The organism is Gemmatimonas sp. UBA7669 (assembly GCF_002483225.1).
GTDB lineage: Bacteria > Gemmatimonadota > Gemmatimonadetes > Gemmatimonadales > Gemmatimonadaceae > Gemmatimonas.
On sequence record NZ_DLHL01000039.1, the window covers coordinates 20467 to 38262 of the forward strand.

Here is a 17796-nt window from a genome sequence, read left to right on the forward strand (position 1 = left end):
ACGCAAGAAGGCGGCCGGGCACATCGTCATTTCCGTTCGGTTTGAGGGTTTCAGTGAACGTACTTTGGCAGTACGAGGCGCTCCTCAGGCAACCTGATGTTGACCGCCACCGGTCTGCGGGTTTCCGGGCCGGAGACACGCAGTTCCGGGCCCTATCCGGGCGAGGCGAAGGACGATTGAGGTGGGAATTCCCACTTTCATTCAACGCAACGACTTGAACCGTGAAGGTTCGTCGCAAAAAGGGATGTCGGCACCGCAGATCAGCCCTAAGATCACTAAGCGCTCATGACGAACATGACGTCAGCCACAATTGATGCCGCCAGTGTATCTCAGCTTGCCTCAGTGCTTGAGCGGGTGCGCCGAAGGCTGCTGGATCTTTCCGGCAACAACGCCCTGCTGAACTATCGGCACCCAAAGGCCTCATCACTGCGCATTGTGGACGAGGTCCCAGCGCTAGTGTTCAAGCGAGTTGTGGACAACGGTCGCCTATCGTTCGCGCCTCTATCAGAGCCAGATGGTGAAGGGCGGGGACATAGTGAGGCCGAGCCACCCGAGCAGCTGATCCTTGGGGCATCGACGGATCCTCGCGCACGAGCGCGCGAGGAGCGCCGCGCGAGCAACGCAAGACGCGAGGCGCGACGCCTGAAGCGGGCTGAGGAGATTGGTGTCAATCCCGACTACGATCTGCCGAGGGCAGTAAGCAGTGAGCACTCCAGTCACCACGACTCCAAGCTCCAGACACTGCTATTCCCAGACGAGTTGGAGGATCTACTCCGCAAGATTCACCGGACAGCCACGACGGCTCTCGAGGAGACTGGTGCCAACAGACTGCACTTGCTTTGCGGCTTCATTGAGTGGTCGGAGTCAGGGTATGGCAGCGAGGAGCGTGTCTCACGTCTTGCACCACTTGTTCTGGTGCCCGTCGCCCTCCAGCGCCGCGACGTGGATGTTGCGACGAATACGTACCGATACGCACTTGAGCGAACGGGTGAGGACTGGAGCGCCAACGTCACGCTTCAAGAGAAGTGCCGCCTCGATTTTGGGTTAGTACTCCCAGACCTCGAGGACGAAGACGAGTCTCTTGAACATTACTTTGACCAGACTGAGAGGCTGCTGAAAGCGGCGCAACCGACTTGGCGCCTGCGCCGGTGTCTTACGCTCGGACTGGTTTCTTTTGGCAAAGTGCTCATGTGGCGGGATCTCGATCCCGCCAGATGGCCGGCGCGTCGCCCAATCTTCAGCAGTGACCCGCTTCGTGAGCTACTCGGCGCCAATCGTACCATTGACCACGACGGTGCCGCGGCGAGTGCCGGCGGGAGCAACGAGTACCCAATCGATAGACTGGACGAGGGGCCTGGTTCGTTGCCGCCAACGGTTATTGAGGCGGACAGTTCGCAGCATAGCGCCCTCGTAGATGTGGAGCGCGGCGTAAACCTCGTGCTGCAAGGGCCTCCGGGTACGGGAAAGTCGCAAACGATCAGCAACCTTATTGCAGCGGCGATCAAGCACGGGCGGCGAGTACTGTTTGTGGCCGAGAAGAAAGCCGCCCTCGACGTGGTGTTCTCTCGGTTGCGTGCGGCCGGCCTGACCGACTTCTGCCTGGCACTGCACAGCCACTCTTCGGCGAAGCGCGAGTTCATCGAGGAGCTCGCCCGGCGGTTGACATTGCGTGAGCAGCCCCCTCCGCCGCCGCGCGAACTCGAACTCATTACTTCGCGTCTCCTTAACGCTCGCGAGTCGCTCGGGCTCCCGTTGCAGGCACTGCATGCGCCTTTCGGAGCAGTGGAGATGACGCCGTACGAGATCTTCTGGAGGGCGCGCCGCCTCTCAGCTACGATCCCGCCGGATGTGCTCGCTACCGTACATGAGCTTCGACTCTCAAAGGTAACGCACGCTACCCGCCAAACGGTTGAAGCTCGGCGCGACCTTGTCGAAGACTTCGCAGGTGCCTACCGCAATGTGCGCGAAGAGGGTCTGGCGCTCGATAGGCACCCTTGGGCCGGCATCAGACACGAGGATATTCCGCACGCGGACGTTGGCGATCTGCTTGATGCAGCACACGCCTGGAAGACCGCGATCGAGGAACTATTGGCGGAGGCGGTTAGAGTTGATGGAACTGTTGGAGAGCAGGTGCCCCATACTTTGGACGACTTAGCTCGGATCGCGGAGCGCGTACCGGGACTCGCCGCAAAGCTAACCGGCGTTCCAGCCGATCTCCCGCATCTCGTACTGTCGTCTACCGAGCTACCGGAGGTTCGGGCGGCGGTCGACGCCGTGTTAGAGGCACGCGCGCGCTGGCGTGCTGTGGAAGGTGCGTGGAGCCTGCCTGGACATCTCCCACGGAGCACTGCTGATGCGGTGGCAGACTCGCTAGCCAGCGTCGTGCGACGCTTCGTTCCGACCGAAAACATACGCGCCGTCCGCAAGGTTGCGACGGACGCAGAAGGCCTAATTGAGCAATTGTCCGTCGCGGACAACGTACTATCGATCCTCGTTGGCACGCTTGGTGGAGAGGACGCGCGTCGTGCGGCGGCTCTGTTCGACCGCGAGACACCCCTCACTGCCGACGCGTCCGCGGCACTGTTGGTGATCATCCGGGGCACTATGACGCTGACGCCCCTGGTCCTCGAACTTCTTCATGGAGTAGCGCGCGAGATTCAGGCTCGTGTTCGCCTTGAGGCGATGAAGTCTCGGGCCTCCGAACTGAGCCGGGAGAGGGCCGATCTGGACAGGCGCTTCGCGCCGAGCTTCCGGCCACCGATCGGCGAGCTACGCGAAGCTGCCGTCGCGCTTGCGACCGCTCCGCGCTTCTTGCCTTTCCTATTCTCAAGAGCGTACCGGAAGGCGCTTGGGACGTATCGCACGATGGGAGGCGGCGTCGCAGCGAACCGTGACGCGATGCTGGTTGATGTGCGTTCGCTGGTAAGCCACCACGATGCTGTCGAAGCATTTTCCACGGAGCCCATGCTCCGCGACGTCTTCGGCGAGCATGCAAGGGGAGTAGACTCGCCGTTTGATGCCGCCCTCACCGCCGCCGACTGGCATACGATGGTACGCACTACCGTCCAATCGCTCGGGAAGAATGGGCGCGACCTGGCGGAGTTTGTGACTAGCGCGACGGCGGTGCAGTGGCAAGAGACATGTGATCGAACAATCAGGCTTATCGATAGCTGGGAGGTCGCTCTTCGATTGTCGAACATGTTGGGTGAATGCGCAAGTGCTCTTCGGCAGTCACCCGAAAGTATGTCCCGTTGCTCGATCCAAGACCTGATACAGTTGCTTTCCGACCTACACGCTCGGTGCAACGCATTTCTGTCGGTGGCCGCATCGGCGGGAGCCGGCGACTCCATCACTCTTTCGGCGCTTTCAGAGCGCTTCTCCCGCCTGAAGGAGGCATGGGCGGCCGATGATGTGGTTGAGTCGTGTACAGCTGTGCTCACTCGTCTGCATGTGAGTGTTGCTGGCGCTGAGACGAACGTAGCCCCCCTAGAAGGCGCGATCACGTACATTGGTGAGGTGCGCCGGGCTCAACTCCCAGCGATTATCGAGCGCTGGCTACTCGGTCCTAACGCTCCGGCTCGCGTCGAAGCGCTGGTAGTGCATGCGTCCCGCCTTTCCGCCGGAGTTGCGCGTTGTCGGTCCGAGGTCGCGCCGTTACTCACCCGTGGTGCTCTAGACGTCAGCGAGTGGATCGCTTCTGTCGACCGGGAGCCAGATGAAGTTTTACCGTCTGTCACTAGTCTCGACTTTGCCCCTCTCGACCTTTTGAAACGGCGACTCGATAAGGCCCTCAGGCGTGACCGGGCACTCTATCCGTGGGCGGTCTATAGGCGCTCACGAGCAAGGTCCATCTCTGAGGGGCTTGGTGAGATTGTGACTCTGGTTGAGGCCGAGCGGCTGGGCCGGGAGAACGCAAGCGACGCGTACGAGGCTGCCTTCTTGCGAAATTTGGCGGAGGCGGCGCTAGGTCAGGTGAGTGTCCTCGACGCGTTCGACAGCGGGGTGCACACCGAGGTTCGTGAGCGCTTCGCCCGGCTCGACGCTGAACGCGAGGTCTTGATGCGCCAGGCCATTGCGGCACAGCTGGCCCGCACGCCTTCGATCGGCGGATCCACTGGGCCGCGTGTTGCCGACATGACCGGAGAGCCGCTGATTCGCCATCAAGCGGGTCTGCAGCGGCGCCACCTCGCAATCCGCGAGTTGTTTAAGAGAGCTGGGAAGGCCATCCAGTCTCTCAAACCCTGCTTCCTAATGGGCCCGCAGGCGGTTGCACAGTACCTCCCGCCCGGTGAATTCGAGTTCGACCTCATCGTAATGGATGAGGCATCGCAGATGCGCCCAGAAGACGCACTCGGTGCCATCGCGCGAGGGCGGCAGGTGCTTATCGTAGGCGATCCGATGCAGCTAGGTCCGACCCGGTTCTTCGACCGAATGGACGAAGGCGGCGACGACGAGTTTCCAGAGGACGCGGAAGACCCGGAGGGTGAAGAAGGTCCGACACTCCCAGACCAGGCAGACGAGCATCGCACCGGCGGGCCAACGGTCCTCGAGCGCTCTGAGAGCATTCTGCTCGCTGCGGCCTCCTGCTTTCCGGTGCGAATGCTGAGGTGGCACTATCGATCGCGGCATCCGCGCCTAATCGCGTTCTCCAACCGCGAGTTTTACCACGAACGCCTCATCGTCTTTCCAACGCCGGAGTTCGATGAAGAGCAACGGGGCGTCATACTTCACCGGATTGAGGGGGGTTATTCTGGGCGGCGCAACCTACGCGAGGCACAGGCGGTGGTTGAGGCGGTGTGCCGTCATGCTCGCGAGTGGCCGGAGCGGACACTGCTCGTCGCTACGCTCAACACGGAACAGTCGAACCTGATCGATGACCTTGTAGAACAAGCGGAGAAGGCGGATCCCGTCTTCAGTGAATTCCGGGCGCGCCATGCGGGCTCGCAGGAACCGTTCGCGATCAAGAATCTTGAGAACGTACAGGGTGACGAGCGAGACCGAGTTATAGTCTCTGTCACCTTCGGACCCAACGAGGCGGGGCAAGTTCGCCAGCACTTTGGTCCCATTAATCAGGCCGGCGGCGAGCGCCGGCTAAATGTGCTCTTCACCCGCGCGAAGCACCGTCTCGATGTGTTCTGCTCTTTCGATCCAAACACTCTGCGGGTGAACGATGCGACCAGCCCCCGCGGCCTAAGAGTGCTCCGTGACTATCTGCGTTATGCGAGCGGGGAGATCTGGTGGGCGCGCGGCACCGCAACGGGGCGTGCGCCTGACTCCGACTTCGAGGTCGCAGTGGCTGCCGCACTCCGCGACCGTGGCTACGAGGCGCGCGCGCAGGTCGGAGTCGCGGGATACTTCATCGATCTCGCTGTGGTGGATCCGGATGCGCCGGGGCGCTTTTTGGTCGGTGTTGAGTGCGACGGGGCGACTTACCATAGCGCGAAAAGCGCTCGCGACCGCGACCGGCTCCGGCAGAAACCGCTTGAGTCCCTAGGGTGGACCATACATCGTATCTGGTCAACGGACTGGTTCAAGGATTCTGAGGGGCAGACCGATAGGCTCGTCCGGCGAATTGAGCAGATGAGAGGAAGCCGATAGTGATCACTCGAGACGATTTCTTTCTGCTGAGACCCAACCGAACGGATGTGAAGAGATGGGTTTGATTCGTGAGACGGAATACGGTTCTGCACGGCCACAGACAGCATGCCGACCAGTCAGGTCGTGGTCCGACGGCGGTGCCAGTTGGCAGCATCTTCGCTCTAGGCTGTACTTGGGCATCATGCGAGTTGCCCTTTAGTTTGCCCGCGTTTCCTCTCCGTCGATTCCAACGCAATCTGGAAGTACGCCTCATCGCTCGAGCCCTTACGGACCCGCCAAGTATTCTCATGACCACTCCGATGAGTCCCATGACATTCCGTGCCGCGGCTGAGCAAGTGCTTGATGAACATGGGGGGCCGCTTACCGCGACGGTTATCACTGAGCGTGCTCTCAACGCTGGTCTGCTCGTTACTGCCGGGAAGACACCAGCGGCGACGATGGAGTCACAGCTCGCCACATCTGTGCAGCAGCAGAAGGAGGCGAGCCCCTTTGTTCGAGTGGCCCCAAGCACTTATGCTCTCCGCCGTTGGATACAAGAAGGTCGGATTGTCACTCCCGAGCCCGCTGGCGAAGACGTACGAATTGCCTTTTTCCCGGACTATGCCAGCGTACGGATGGTGCTACCAGTTCTGGTAGGTGTCACGCGGGTGCAGGTTACTGGACTCCGCGCCGCGATCTGGGAGCATCGCGGGACCTTTGAAGAGAATGCCGACTGGACAGACCCCGACGCCTGGATACCCGAGCGCCTCTCTGGTGAACACCAAAAGGTGGCACTCCGCATTTGGACGGGCACTAGGAAGCTGGTGAACCCGCGCCACATGCAAGGGCACTGGCTGCTCGCCAGCGGCTACGATCTGCTGATGGAAGGCGCCGACGGCCAGCTCAACTTGACGGCAGCAGGACGCAACTTTCTCGAACACTCTGAAGGTACAACGGTCCGCGCCATCGATGACCGGGAGGGAGTACTGGCGCTCTTGGCGATTCTAGCCGAACAGGGGCCTGCTACATCCGGCGCACTACTCACCCCTTGGTTCGACTACCTGCACAGGGTGAGCCGCATCCGCGCAGAGACCACAGCGCGGTCCTTCCTCTACCACCGATTGCGTAACTTGCTTGGGCGAGGATATGTGTCTAGGGTCGGGCAGAAGTACGAGATCACGGCCCCAGGTCTCGTGTGGCTTAAGGCGTCCGCCTATGCCGAGCGAAAGACCGTCGCTCCGGACGAGACACGTCGTTTGTGGGATCTTGTTCGGGCGCAGAGTGATGCCGTGCGTAGCGCCCTACGTGACAAGCTCGCAGCGATGGAGCCATACGCATTCGAGCAGCTCGTCGGACGTCTACTTGAGGAAATGGATTACACCGATGTTCAGGTCACGACCCGCTCTGGTGATAAGGGCGTTGACGTGGTGGGGCGCATTGCCTTGGGTATCACGGAGGTTCGCGAAGTGATTCAGGTTAAGCGCCAACAGGGAAACGTTCAGCGTCCGGTGCTCGATATGTTGCGCGGCTCATTGCACCGATTCGGGGCGGTGAAAGGGACTATCATCTCGCTCGGCGGGTTCGCCAAGGGGGCTCAAGGCGCTGCCTTCGAGCCGGGGGCCGCACCCATCACCCTCATCGATGGCGAAAGGCTACTCGACCTCCTTATTGAGAATGGCATTGGTGTTCGTACGAAAACCGTCGAGATGTTGGAACTCGATGAGTCTGATCTTGCTGCAGTCGAGGACGCGAGCGACGACACCACGAACTGAGAACGTATGTGTCTACATCGAGCAAGCGCTGTACCACTTACTCGAAGCAACCGAACCACAATAATCTCATGTTCGGCGTGACGGGAACGGATGCGTGGGTCGCGGTTGTTAGCGCCATCTAGGCTCCACTCTTACCTGAATGGGCTACAGGGTGGCGGACTGCGGGTGGGGTGGGGGGATTGACTAACCAACAAAACTTGATGTATAGTCATCCATGACCACCGGCACCGCCCTCGACCTCGCCCGCACCGCCCAGCTCTTTCATGCGCTCTCCGACGAGACGCGCCTGGCCGCGCTGGACATGCTGCGCGACGGGGAACGCTGTGTCTGTGACCTGCAGGAGGCCCTCGACGCGGCGCAGTCGCGACTCAGCTTCCACCTCAAGGTGCTGCGCGAGGCCGGCCTCGTGAGCGACCGCAAGGAAGGACGCTGGTCGTACTATCGCATCAATGCCGAGGCGCTCGAGGAAGTGCATGACCTCATCCGCCATCTGGGCACCGAAGCCAGCACGCCAAAGCGCGCCCTCAAGGTCTTCGGACGCTGCTGTGGCTGAGCAGGCTTCATACGCTTCGCGGTACCGGCGCCCTCGGGCGCCTTTCTCGGACTCAACGTATCAAGATTTCTTGCTGGAACCACCACCCAACTCCCCACGAGGTCACCCCATGTCCAGCACCATCCCCGATATCACGACCGACATTGCGAGCGTTGTGCGCGAAAAGTACGGCGAGGCCGCGCGCCGCGTACTCAACGTGTCGGAACCCGCTGCGGCCAGCTGCTGTGGCCCGGTGAATTCCTGCTGCGGCGGTGATGCCTTCAACGGCACCGTCGATCCCATCACGTCCAACCTGTATGTGAGCGGCGAAACGGACGAACTGCCCAACGCCGCCGTGCTGGCTTCTCTGGGTTGCGGCAATCCCACCGCGCTCGCCGAGCTGCGCGAGGGCGAGGTGGTGCTGGATCTGGGGTCGGGCGGTGGCATTGATGTGCTGCTCTCCGCCCGTCGCGTCGGTCCCACCGGCAAGGCCTATGGGCTCGACATGACGGATGACATGCTCGAACTCGCGCGGCGCAACGCGGCCGAGGCGGGCGTGCAGAACGTGGAGTTTCTGCGAGGTCGCATCGAAGAAATTCCGCTGCCTTCCGCGTCGGTCGATGTGATCATTTCCAACTGCGTCATCAATCTGTCGGGCGACAAGTCGCAGGTGCTGGCCGAGGCCTTCCGTGTGCTCAAGCCGGGCGGTCGTTTTGCCGTGAGTGACGTGGTGCTGCGCGAGGCGCTGCCTCCCGCGCTGCGTCGTTCGGCGGAACTCTGGGTGGGCTGTGTGGCCGGTGCGCTGGAAGAGGCGGAGTTTGCGCAGCTGCTGCGCGAACGTGGCTTCACCGACGTGTCCATTGAACCCACGCGCATCTATCGCGCGGAAGACGCGCGCGCTTTTCTGCAGGATGCCGGCGGCGACCTCGAGGCGCAGCTCACGGCGCTGGACGGCAAGGTGATGGCGGCCTTCGTGCGCGCCACCAAGCCGAGTGCTGCAACGCCCGACAAGTCGGCGACGATGTTGCCGCAGGCCACCAATGCCGAAGCGGCCGCCTGCTGCGGACCGGAGTGCTGCCCGTGACGGCCGCCGCGTCTGCCACACCCGTCTTCCGCGCAGCTCGCGCGGAAGACCAGCCGGCGGTGGAAGCGCTGCTCACGTCGCACGCCCTGCCGCTGGCCGGTGTGCCGGAGATGTTCGCAGCCAATCCCTCGCAGTTCCTGTTGGCCGAGCACGTACAGGATATCGTGGCCGTGGCTGGCGTGGAGGAGTGCTGCGCGCACGCCCTGCTGCGATCGGTGGCCGTGCGCGGCGACTGGCAAAAGCGCGGACTCGGTCACGAGCTCGTGGCGCGTGCCGTCGCGCAAGCCGAGTCGCGTGGCATCGCGGCGCTGTATCTGCTCACGATGACCGCAGAACACTACTTTCCGCGCTTCGGCTTCACGCGGGTCTCGCGTGATGAAGTGCCGGCCGAGGTGGCCGCCACGGTGGAATTCACCAGCGCCTGTCCCGCGTCCGCGGTGACCATGCGCAAAACCTTGCAGGGAACGGCATGACGAAGTCGGCGTTTCGCGTGCTGGTGCTGTGCACCGGCAACTCGGCCCGCAGTCAGATTGGCGAGGCCCTGCTGGCCGTGCGTGGGGCCTCGCGCGCGGCCGGCCTGGTGGAAGCGGAAAGTGCGGGTTCACGCCCCGCACCACGGGTGAATCCCTACGCCGTTGAAGTTCTGGCCGCCGAAGGCATCGCGTGGGAGGGTCGGGTGCCCAAGACCATCGACGAGGTGGCGGGGCAGCACTTTGATCTGGTGATCACGGTCTGTGACAACGCGCGCGACGCCTGCCCGTTCTTTCCCGGGGCCAAGGCGCAGGTCCATTGGGGCTTGCCGGATCCCGCCGACGAAGCGACGCCGGAGGCCGCGCGCCACGCCTTTCGCAAAACGTACGAGGCGCTGAGCCGACGAGTCGATGCGCTGTTGGCTCTCCCGCTCGAGTCCATGTCAGACGAAGATAGGACCACGAGTGCAACGCAAATTCACAGTGCGGCCTGTGAATCCGAGGGATATTCTTAACGCGGTAGGCTGAATGGGATACGTTAAGAAACGGGCGGTGGGTCGTCGATACCAGAGGACGATCCATCAAACCCCGTATGTCCAACGACACCACACCACGATCGGCAGACACCGAAGCCTCATTCGAGGTCGCCCTCAGGGCGGCCGAGGGCATCGCGCAACTGCTGCACGCGCTCAACCACCACGCCAGCGGCAGCGATCTCGCGCTGTCGCTGGCGCGCACGACGTCGTTGCTGCAGCAGGGCACGGTTACGATCGCGCGAGATGCCGACGGGTTGTCGCTCAATGAACAGCGTCTGGACATGGGCATGCTGGCGGCCCTGTATCGCGGCATGACGGAGCACGATCTGCGTCTGGTGCAGGTTTCTCCGGAGACGCCACCGCGCGCCCTGCTGCAATTCGTGGCCTTGCTGGCCAGTCCGCAGGGTCAGCAGGGCGTGGCCTTCGATCAGCTGTGGGCGGAGCATGGCGTATGGCATGTACGCGTCGAGTTCTCCAGCGCCGAGGCGGAGGGCCTGGACGAATCCTTCGATGAGCCATCGCCCAACGCGCTGCGTGCGGCAGCGCTGGCGGTAGGACGCGGCGCGCTGGCCGGCCCCGATGATCCGGCGGGTCGTCTGCTGCGGCGCTCACCGGATGCGGCGGCCGTGGTGCTCTTCGGCGTGCTGAGCGAGGCGCGGGCCAGTGTGGAGCGTCGTCGCTACTTCGATGCCATCGTGGCCCTGCACCCCGATCCCACCTTCCTCTTTTCCGCGCTTTCACATCCGGCCTGGTATGTGGTGCGCAATGCCGCCGCGCTGCTGGGCGCGATGGGGGTGGAATCGGCGGACCAGCCGCTGCTGCGCTGCATTGTGCATGCGGACTCGCGGGTGCGCGTGGCGGCCACCCGGGCGCTTGGGGTGTTGGAGACGGGTACCGCCATCGAAGGCGTGCGACTCGCTGTCACGGATCGCTCCCCCGAGGTGCGCCGTGTGGCGTGGCGCGCGCTGCGTCGCTCCGCCCGCGCGCCGCAGGAGCCCTGTCCGCTGCTGGCGGACGCCCTGCTGCAGGAGCGTGATGTGGACGTGCTGCGCGAACTGGTGGTCATCGTGCAGCGCATGCCGCAGTGCGCCACCACGCAATCCATTCAGCGTGCGGCGGCGCGTCTCACCGATCGGGGCGACGTACCAGTGCTCGCGTGCGATCTCGCGGAGGCGTTGGCGCATCGGGCACCGCGGCTTGCCCTGCCAGTACTGCGCCGTCTGGCCGACAGCGGCAACGAAGAAATCCGTCGGCGCGCCAAGGCCATTGAGGCCTCACACTCCATTTCGCTGGCCTGACGTCTCGCGCGGTCAGCGAACGGCGGTCAGCGAATGGCGGTCGCGGCCGCGCGGCCCGCGCTGCGCCCGCTGAACAGACAGCCCCCGAGAAAGGTGCCTTCGAGCGCGCGGTATCCGTGCATGCCGCCACCGCCAAAACCCGCCACCTCGCCCGCCGCGTAGAGACCGGGCATGGGGTGATTGTGCTGGTCGAGCACGCGGCCATCGAGATCGGTGGCCAGCCCACCCAATGACTTGCGCGTGAGGACGCTGAGCCTGACGGCAATGAGCGGACCATGACGCGGGTCGAGCAACGGGGCAGGTGTGGCAATGCGCATGACGCGCTCACTGAAGTACCGCCGCGCGGCGTGAATGAGGGCGAGCTGCGGATCCTTGCCGCCCTGATGCTGCAGCTGCGTGTCGCGCGCCTCCACTTCGCGGCGCAGATGCTCCGCGTTGAGCCGCGTGTTGCCCACCAACGTGTTCATTCCGTCCACCAACTCCGGCAGCGAATTGCGCACCACGAAGTCCTGCCCGCGGTCCATGAAGGCTTGCACCGGCGCCTGCACGCGCTTGCCGAGTCGCTTGAGCGTAAGCGCGAGGTCCTTGCCAGTGAGGTCGGGATTCTGCTCGCTGCCCGAGAGCGCAAACTCGCGCTTGATGATGTGCCGGTTGAGCAGGAACCAGGTGTAGGGAAAGCCGTTGCGGGTGATGTGCTGCAGGGTGGCGAGACTGTCCACACCGGGCACATGCGGAAAGGGCAAACGGTGCCCGTCGGGATCGAGCCACAGACTGCTCGGACCCGGAATGATGCGGATGGCGTGATTCGGCCAGATGGGATTCCAGTTGTGCAGGCCTTCGGTGTAGTGCCACATGCGATCGGGATTGATGAGTCGCGCGCCCTGTGCATGGACCCTCTGCTGCAGCAACCCGTCCACGTACGCCGGGACACCACAGAGCAGGTGCGCCGGTGCCTCACCAAGGCGCTGCACGGGCCAGTGCTGACGGACAAGATCATGATTGCCACCAATGCCCCCACTGGTGACGACGACCGCGGCGGCGCGAAAGTGAAAGTCGCCCACCACCTCACGCGAACTGGCGACACCACGCGCATCGTGTGAGGCGGCGAGCACCTGGCCATGCACACCGGTGATCACGCCGTTCGTGATGTCGAGTGTTTGCACGCGATGGCGGAAGCGGGCCACGATGCGCCCGGTAGCCATGTGTGCACGCACGCGGCGCTCGAACGGCGCCATGACACCGGGACCGGTGCCCCAGGTGAGATGGAATCGTGGCACGCTGTTGCCGGCCTGCACCGCGCTGCCTCCCCCACGCTCTGCCCACCCCACGACGGGAAACCAGCGCATCCCCTGCGCATGCAACCACGCCCGCTTTTCCGTCGCGGCAAAGTGCACATAGGCCTCGGCCCATCGGCGCGGCCACGCGTCCTCCGCGCGATCGAAACCGGCCGTGTTCAACCAGTCCGCAAGCGCCAACGACTCCGAGTCGCGAATACCGAGGCGTCGCTGCTCGGGGGAGTTGACGAAAAAGAGGCCGCCCAGCGACCAGAAGGCCTGCCCGCCGAGGTTCTGCTCGCCTTCCTGATCAAGCAGGAGGACGCGAGCGCCACGGTCTGCCGCTTCTGCGGCAGCCACCAGTCCCGCGAGGCCGGCGCCAACAACCACGATGTCGGCACCAGGCGGCGTGTCGTGCTGGGATGCGGGCGTCATGGCAGTAAGTTGCACGCATGTCGTCACCCGTGCTGACCCTGGCCGCGCTGCGGAGTTGCTTTGAGCAGGACACCCGGACCGGCGGAGGCGGTGCATCCCCGCCCATGGCGGAGGCGCTGGCAGCGATTGGGTGGCGGGCGGTGCAGGATCCCACGCCCGAGGAGCTGGCAGAGTTCCTGGTGGACCTGCTTGCCGACTGCGTGACCGGCCACCGCGATGTGGCGGCGCTGCGTTACGCGGTCGCGCGGGCGCTGCGGGACACGGGCCCGCTGCTGGATGGGGGGCTGCCGCCGGTCGAGGCCTATCTGCCGGCGGCAGAGGAAGTGCTGCGCCGCTATTGCAGCCGGAACAGATAACTCAGTTTCGCGAAGAACACGTCGCTGCTGCGCCGCAGGCCTCGTGAGCCGCCGGGCGTATCCGCGCGCAGGGCGTCGCCGTAACCCAGGTACACCACCGTGCCGGGGGTAGGCAGATAGGAGAAGAGCACGTCGAGTCGGGCACGCGTGCGTTCGAAAGCCGCGGCGCGCACCAGCGACCCGTCGGCCTGCTCGAGATAGATGGGCCGTTCGGTGCGCGAGTCATCACGCAGCGAGTCCTGCGTGACGCGCGAATGCTCGCCGATGACGCGCACAAAGATCTGCCGCGTCAGCTGATACTCGGCGCGTACGCGTGGCGTGTTGCGCAGCAGCACGGTGCTGCCATCCTTGCGATTGAAGCGCTCGTAGGCCCAGGTGCCCGAGACGCGCAGCTGCTCGGTTGGGCGCAGGGCCAGCGTTTGATTGAGGATGAGAATGTCGGCCGAGCTCCATTCCTGGAAGTTCTCGTCCTGTCCCCAGACGGCCACGCTGCTGAGACTGAAGCGGCGGAATTCGGGGGTGCCGACACTCACCACCCAATCGAAGTTGGGCAGACGCGGCGTGCCGCGGTACGCCACGGTGTCCACACCACCGGCGGCATTGGGCTCGAGCAGTCGATAGTTGGCGTACAGCCCCTGGTCGTATCCGAACTCTTCACGCAGGAATTGCATGCCCACCTGCCAGCCACCACGCAGTCGGGTATTGGTGCGCAGATGCAGCTGCGCGTCCTGCGCCGGACGCCGGTTCACGAAGTCGTTGTAGCGGTAGCGTCCGAACGTGAACACTTCGGGGCTGAACACCTCGACCAGAGCGCCCGGCTTGCCGAAGAAATTCCAGCGATGCGTGGCCGACAGGTTGGCAATACCGGGGCGGGCAATGAAGCCACTCTGCGCATCGAAGTCGTCGGAGATGCCGTTGAGCACGTAGCGCGCATAAAACGCCCGCCCGTTGCGCACCGCGGAAAAGTCCCAGAGTGGCGCGGCGTCCGACGTGGTGCCGGTGCCGGTGAAGCTGCGCGCCACCTGACCCTGCACACTGTACACGCCGCGAACGAGTCGCCCGTCGAGGCCGAGCACCCGATTGTAGGTGTTGCCGTCCTGCTTGTCGGTGTACACCATGCCCAGTCGGCTCTGTTTGCCGAGGTCGCGCTGCAGGCGCACGATGTTGTAGAGCGGCGAGGTGCGTCCATCGAACGATGCGTCGCGACTGTCGACCGCCGACAGCACGCCAATGTCAAAGCCCTGATGTTTGCCCGTGAGTTTGCTGGCAAAGGCGGGCTGCGAAATGCGGCGCGTGTAGATCAGGCGATTGGGCGTGGTGAACTGCTCCTGACTCTCGAGGAAGAACGGACGTCGCTCGGGGAAGAAGACGGCCACACGCGGGTCGACGGAGAACTGCGTCGCGTCGGCTTCGACCTGCGAAAAATCGGGATTGGCGGTGCCGGAGAGCGTCAGGTTGCTGGTGATGCCCCAGCGCGCACTGCCGCCGATATCGGGGCGACTGGCGTCGTACTGCCAGGTATTGGATGCGCCCGTGCTGCCTGTCCGGGGGCTGCCCACCGCACTCGAGGTGATCGTGGGGATGAGGTCCACCGTGAGGCCGCGCTGCAACTCGCGCAGGCCGCTGAGCTGGCCGCTCTGGGCGAGAAAGCTCGCGCTGGCGCGGCGGGTTGGCGTCCACGTCTGCTCGTGTCCGGTGGCCTGCACGGTGCGCACGACGTTGAGCTGCCAGGTCTGCACGTCGCCGGTGCGATAGCGCAGGCTCTTGAAGGGAATGGCGATTTCGACTTCGTAGCCGGTCTCCGTGAGCCGGCCGCGCGACTGCCAGACGTAGTCGGGCGCGAGGTCCACGGCTTCGCGCGCGCGGGTGGTCGAGCTGGCAAACCCGCCACCCGTGGCCGCGCCGGTTTCGGTGAGGACGCCGTCGCTCTGAATGCCAAACGGATTGACGGAAAACACCATGGCCTGTCGGCTGTCGTTGTACGTGCCGAGGAAGAACTGGATGTTGTCGTCCTGGGTGATGCGATCGCGGTCGGCCAGCGTGGCGCGCACGGTGCCCGGTGCGGCGTGGGCCCGCACGCCGATGTGCAGCGCGGTGGCGCTGTACCAGACGAGGATTTCGGTGCTGTCCTGCGCGGCGACCCCGTCATTGGGAAAAAACTGCGAGAAGCCCGTGAGCAGGGCGGCGTTCTGCCACACCGCTTCGGTGAGCTGTCCGTCCACCGTGAGGTCCGACTGGGCGCGCGGCGGCTCGACTCGGACCTGGCCGCGTCTGCCGTCATAAACGGGGCCGCGCGGGGCAGGGTCGGGCCTCGGGGCAGTGGTGCTGACGGCCAGAAGGGCCGCCAGGAGCAGGGGAGTGGCCACGGGGTGGGGGAGGGTGGGGGTGAGCGCTACGCCGATGTACGCGACGGCGCTGCGCCCCGCTGAGTTTCACCGGCAGTCGCGCCGGAGTCACGGGTGGGTCTCAGCTTCAGGGTTTGCTTGCAGTCACGTAGCGCAAAGTGCTGCATGTCATCACGTTACCTGCATGGCCCGCCATGCGTCACGGACATGCGGGTCCTTTCTCACGCCCACCGGCCGCGTACACATGGCCTATCTACGTTGTACCGCTTGCGGATCGAAAGCGCTCATCGCGGCATCACAATGCCCGCGGTGTGCGCAGCCGTTCAACGTGCATGATGCACGCGGTGAACGCGTCAAACTGGTGAAGTGTCGTGGCTGCGGAATCATGCACCGCCACGACAGTCTCTGTCACTGGTGTGGTGAGCGTGGACGTGGTCTGCAAATTCCGAAGCAGGTGTGGCGCAGCGCGGCGGCGCTCTTGCTGGCCGCAGGAACTGGAACGGCGGTGTGGACCTTCGGGCCCGCCGTGCGGGATTTTGGCGGCGCGATTGTGCGGGATGTGCAGCGCGACGTGCAGCAGGATCGTGCGGCCAATGCGCTCGAGCGTGCGCGGCTGGTGGCTGAGACCATGCCCACAACGAACACCGCTTCGGCGGCGCCGTCAGGCGTGGAAGGCACCCAGTTGGCGTCAGCCGAGCTCGCGTCGACTGCGGTGGTGATGGACTCTGCGGTCACGGCGGTTGCCGACGGCGCCCTTGATCTCGTCGTACGCAGTGACAGTGTGCAATGGACGCCGGTCGTGGCCCGGACCTGGGTGAATGTGCGCTCGGATGCGAGTCGTGGTGGCGAAGTGGTTGGGGTCATCAAGCCGGCCTCGCGCGCCATGATGGGCACCGATCGCGCGGGCTGGCGACAGATCCGTTCCACGGAAGTCAGCGGTTGGGTGGACCCGCGGCACTTCGAAACGGACAGTCTGCGTACGCGTGGCGACTGAGCAGGTCGCCGCTGAGCAGCGGGCCGTTCGGCTGACCGATCGTGCGCGGCCATGGGGCTTCACGCTCCTCGAGGTGCTCGTCGTCATTGTGGTGATTGCGGTGCTGGCCGCGCTGGTGGCGCCCAATCTGTTTCGCAATGTGGACGACGCGCGGGTGGCCGCCGCCAAGGCCCAGATCGAGAGCCTGATCACCGCGCTCGACACGTACCGGTTGGACAATGGACGCTATCCCTCGACGGCGCAGGGTCTGGCGGCGTTGCGCGAGCGGCCGACCATTGATCCCCCGGCGAACTGGCGCGAGCCGTATCTGCGAAAGGCCGTGCCTGATGACCCGTGGGGTCGCCCGTATGTGTACGTGTCGCCGGGGCGCGAGAATCCGACCGCATTTGACCTCGTGTCGTACGGTGCGGATGGGCGACCGGGTGGCACTGGGCCCGACGCGGACATCCTGAGCTGGAAGTAGCCGCGCCAAGGGTGTCGGTGTTTCCCTGACAACAAATGTCAGGGCGGCGTCGGAAAAGTGGCGTGCTTCCCCGACTTTCCGGGGGCCCGGGTTCGACGAATCTCAGCAGATGATGCGGGAAACGGCGAACACACCTTGAGGTCACCATGCTATCCGCCACTGCTGAACATGCCGTACGAGCCGTGCTGCTTCTGGCACGCTACGACGGACACAAGGCCTTGTCGGCCGACACGATCGCCGCGGAGCTGGGCGCGCCGCGCAACTACCTGGCCAAGACGCTGAACGCGCTGGCCAAGGCGGGTGTGGTGCACAGCGCGCGTGGCGCGGCCGGTGGTTTCACGCTGGCCATACCGCCCGATCAGTTGACATTGGCGCGCATCATCGGGCCCTTCGATGATCACTCGCGCGCGCCGGCCTGTCTGCTGCGCGACACGGCCTGCGACTCGAACAATCCCTGCGCGGTCCACGATCGCTGGAAGGCCATTGTGGGGCACGCGGCGATGCGCTTCGAGCAGACGACCATTGCGCAGTTGCTCGAGGACACTGGCGAGGCGGCGCGTTTTGTGCCAAGCGCGCTGTCTTCGCGCGAGACGCCGTTTCGTGCCATTCACACCTGAGACAGGGGCGGCACCCACCGCGCCGATTGAACCCGGACGGGCC

Annotated in this window: 13 protein-coding genes; 11 read left to right on the forward strand and 2 right to left on the reverse strand. The window is 64.4% G+C overall.

What is annotated here, in order from left to right:
• Window positions 1-285 precede the first annotated feature (285 nt).
• The 7 genes from B2747_RS10735 (at window position 286) to B2747_RS10765 (ending at window position 11269) form a co-directional block, all read left to right on the forward strand.
• Window positions 286-5598, forward strand: coding sequence for a DUF4011 domain-containing protein (locus tag B2747_RS10735; protein WP_291160312.1), 5313 nt, complete (start codon window positions 286-288; stop codon window positions 5596-5598).
• 308 nt (window positions 5599-5906) lie between these two features.
• Window positions 5907-7349, forward strand: a complete 1443-nt coding sequence (locus tag B2747_RS10740; RefSeq protein WP_291160315.1) for a restriction endonuclease — start codon at window positions 5907-5909, stop codon at window positions 7347-7349.
• A 214-nt stretch (window positions 7350-7563) separates the two neighbouring features.
• Window positions 7564-7902 carry an ArsR/SmtB family transcription factor gene (locus B2747_RS10745; RefSeq protein ID WP_291160318.1) on the forward strand — a complete coding sequence of 113 codons (339 nt, stop codon included), beginning with the start codon at window positions 7564-7566 and terminating at the stop codon, window positions 7900-7902.
• Window positions 7903-8011: 109 nt separating this feature from the next.
• Window positions 8012-8965, forward strand: coding sequence for an arsenite methyltransferase (locus B2747_RS10750; protein ID WP_291160320.1), 954 nt, complete (start codon window positions 8012-8014; stop codon window positions 8963-8965).
• Window positions 8962-9438, forward strand: coding sequence for an arsenic resistance N-acetyltransferase ArsN2 (gene arsN2 / locus B2747_RS10755; RefSeq protein ID WP_291160323.1), 477 nt, complete (start codon window positions 8962-8964; stop codon window positions 9436-9438). The genes B2747_RS10750 and arsN2 overlap by 4 nt, the downstream gene beginning before the upstream one ends.
• A complete protein-coding gene (locus tag B2747_RS10760; RefSeq protein WP_291160325.1) occupies window positions 9435-9950 on the forward strand; it encodes an arsenate reductase ArsC in 516 nt (171 codons plus the stop codon). The genes arsN2 and B2747_RS10760 overlap by 4 nt, the downstream gene beginning before the upstream one ends.
• A gap of 77 nt (window positions 9951-10027) precedes the next feature.
• Entirely contained in the window at window positions 10028-11269 is a 1242-nt protein-coding gene (locus B2747_RS10765; RefSeq protein WP_291160329.1) for a HEAT repeat domain-containing protein, read from the forward strand.
• Window positions 11270-11295: 26 nt separating this feature from the next.
• On the opposite strand, the gene B2747_RS10770 is transcribed toward B2747_RS10765, so the two are convergent.
• Window positions 11296-12978 (reverse strand): FAD-binding dehydrogenase, encoded by a 1683-nt coding sequence (locus tag B2747_RS10770; protein WP_291160332.1) that lies wholly within the window; start codon window positions 12976-12978, stop codon window positions 11296-11298.
• A 17-nt stretch (window positions 12979-12995) separates the two neighbouring features.
• Between B2747_RS10770 and B2747_RS10775 the strand changes: the two genes are divergently transcribed.
• Window positions 12996-13334 (forward strand): hypothetical protein, encoded by a 339-nt coding sequence (locus tag B2747_RS10775; protein WP_291160335.1) that lies wholly within the window; start codon window positions 12996-12998, stop codon window positions 13332-13334.
• On the opposite strand, the gene B2747_RS10780 is transcribed toward B2747_RS10775, so the two are convergent.
• Entirely contained in the window at window positions 13313-15700 is a 2388-nt protein-coding gene (locus B2747_RS10780) for a DUF5916 domain-containing protein (protein ID WP_291160338.1), read from the reverse strand. The two genes, B2747_RS10775 and B2747_RS10780, sit on opposite strands and share 22 nt — an antisense overlap.
• Before the next feature lie 364 nt (window positions 15701-16064).
• On the opposite strand from B2747_RS10780, the gene B2747_RS10785 reads away from it, so the two are divergent.
• The 3 genes from B2747_RS10785 (at window position 16065) to B2747_RS10795 (ending at window position 17753) form a co-directional block, all read left to right on the forward strand.
• Window positions 16065-16673: a hypothetical protein gene (locus B2747_RS10785; protein WP_291160341.1), complete on the forward strand. Its 609-nt coding sequence runs from the start codon at window positions 16065-16067 to the stop codon at window positions 16671-16673.
• Window positions 16663-17136, forward strand: a complete 474-nt coding sequence (gene gspG, locus B2747_RS10790; protein ID WP_291160344.1) for a type II secretion system major pseudopilin GspG — start codon at window positions 16663-16665, stop codon at window positions 17134-17136. The genes B2747_RS10785 and gspG overlap by 11 nt, the downstream gene beginning before the upstream one ends.
• Before the next feature lie 146 nt (window positions 17137-17282).
• Window positions 17283-17753: an RrF2 family transcriptional regulator gene (locus B2747_RS10795; protein ID WP_291160346.1), complete on the forward strand. Its 471-nt coding sequence runs from the start codon at window positions 17283-17285 to the stop codon at window positions 17751-17753.
• Window positions 17754-17796: the final 43 nt, after the last annotated feature.

What these genes read in the sequence shown, in the direction of transcription:
- B2747_RS10735 (WP_291160312.1), top strand. Translation starts at nt 286, where the DNA reads ATGACGAACATGACGTCAGCCACAATTGATGCCGCCAGTGTATCTCAG.
- B2747_RS10740 (WP_291160315.1), top strand. Translation starts at nt 5,907, where the DNA reads ATGACATTCCGTGCCGCGGCTGAGCAAGTGCTTGATGAACATGGGGGG.
- B2747_RS10745 (WP_291160318.1), top strand. Translation starts at nt 7,564, where the DNA reads ATGACCACCGGCACCGCCCTCGACCTCGCCCGCACCGCCCAGCTCTTT.
- B2747_RS10750 (WP_291160320.1), top strand. Translation starts at nt 8,012, where the DNA reads ATGTCCAGCACCATCCCCGATATCACGACCGACATTGCGAGCGTTGTG.
- B2747_RS10760 (WP_291160325.1), top strand. Translation starts at nt 9,435, where the DNA reads ATGACGAAGTCGGCGTTTCGCGTGCTGGTGCTGTGCACCGGCAACTCG.
- B2747_RS10765 (WP_291160329.1), top strand. Translation starts at nt 10,028, where the DNA reads ATGTCCAACGACACCACACCACGATCGGCAGACACCGAAGCCTCATTC.
- B2747_RS10770 (WP_291160332.1), bottom strand. Translation starts at nt 12,978, where the DNA reads ATGACGCCCGCATCCCAGCACGACACGCCGCCTGGTGCCGACATCGTG.
- B2747_RS10775 (WP_291160335.1), top strand. Translation starts at nt 12,996, where the DNA reads ATGTCGTCACCCGTGCTGACCCTGGCCGCGCTGCGGAGTTGCTTTGAG.
- B2747_RS10785 (WP_291160341.1), top strand. Translation starts at nt 16,065, where the DNA reads ATGCACCGCCACGACAGTCTCTGTCACTGGTGTGGTGAGCGTGGACGT.
- B2747_RS10795 (WP_291160346.1), top strand. Translation starts at nt 17,283, where the DNA reads ATGCTATCCGCCACTGCTGAACATGCCGTACGAGCCGTGCTGCTTCTG.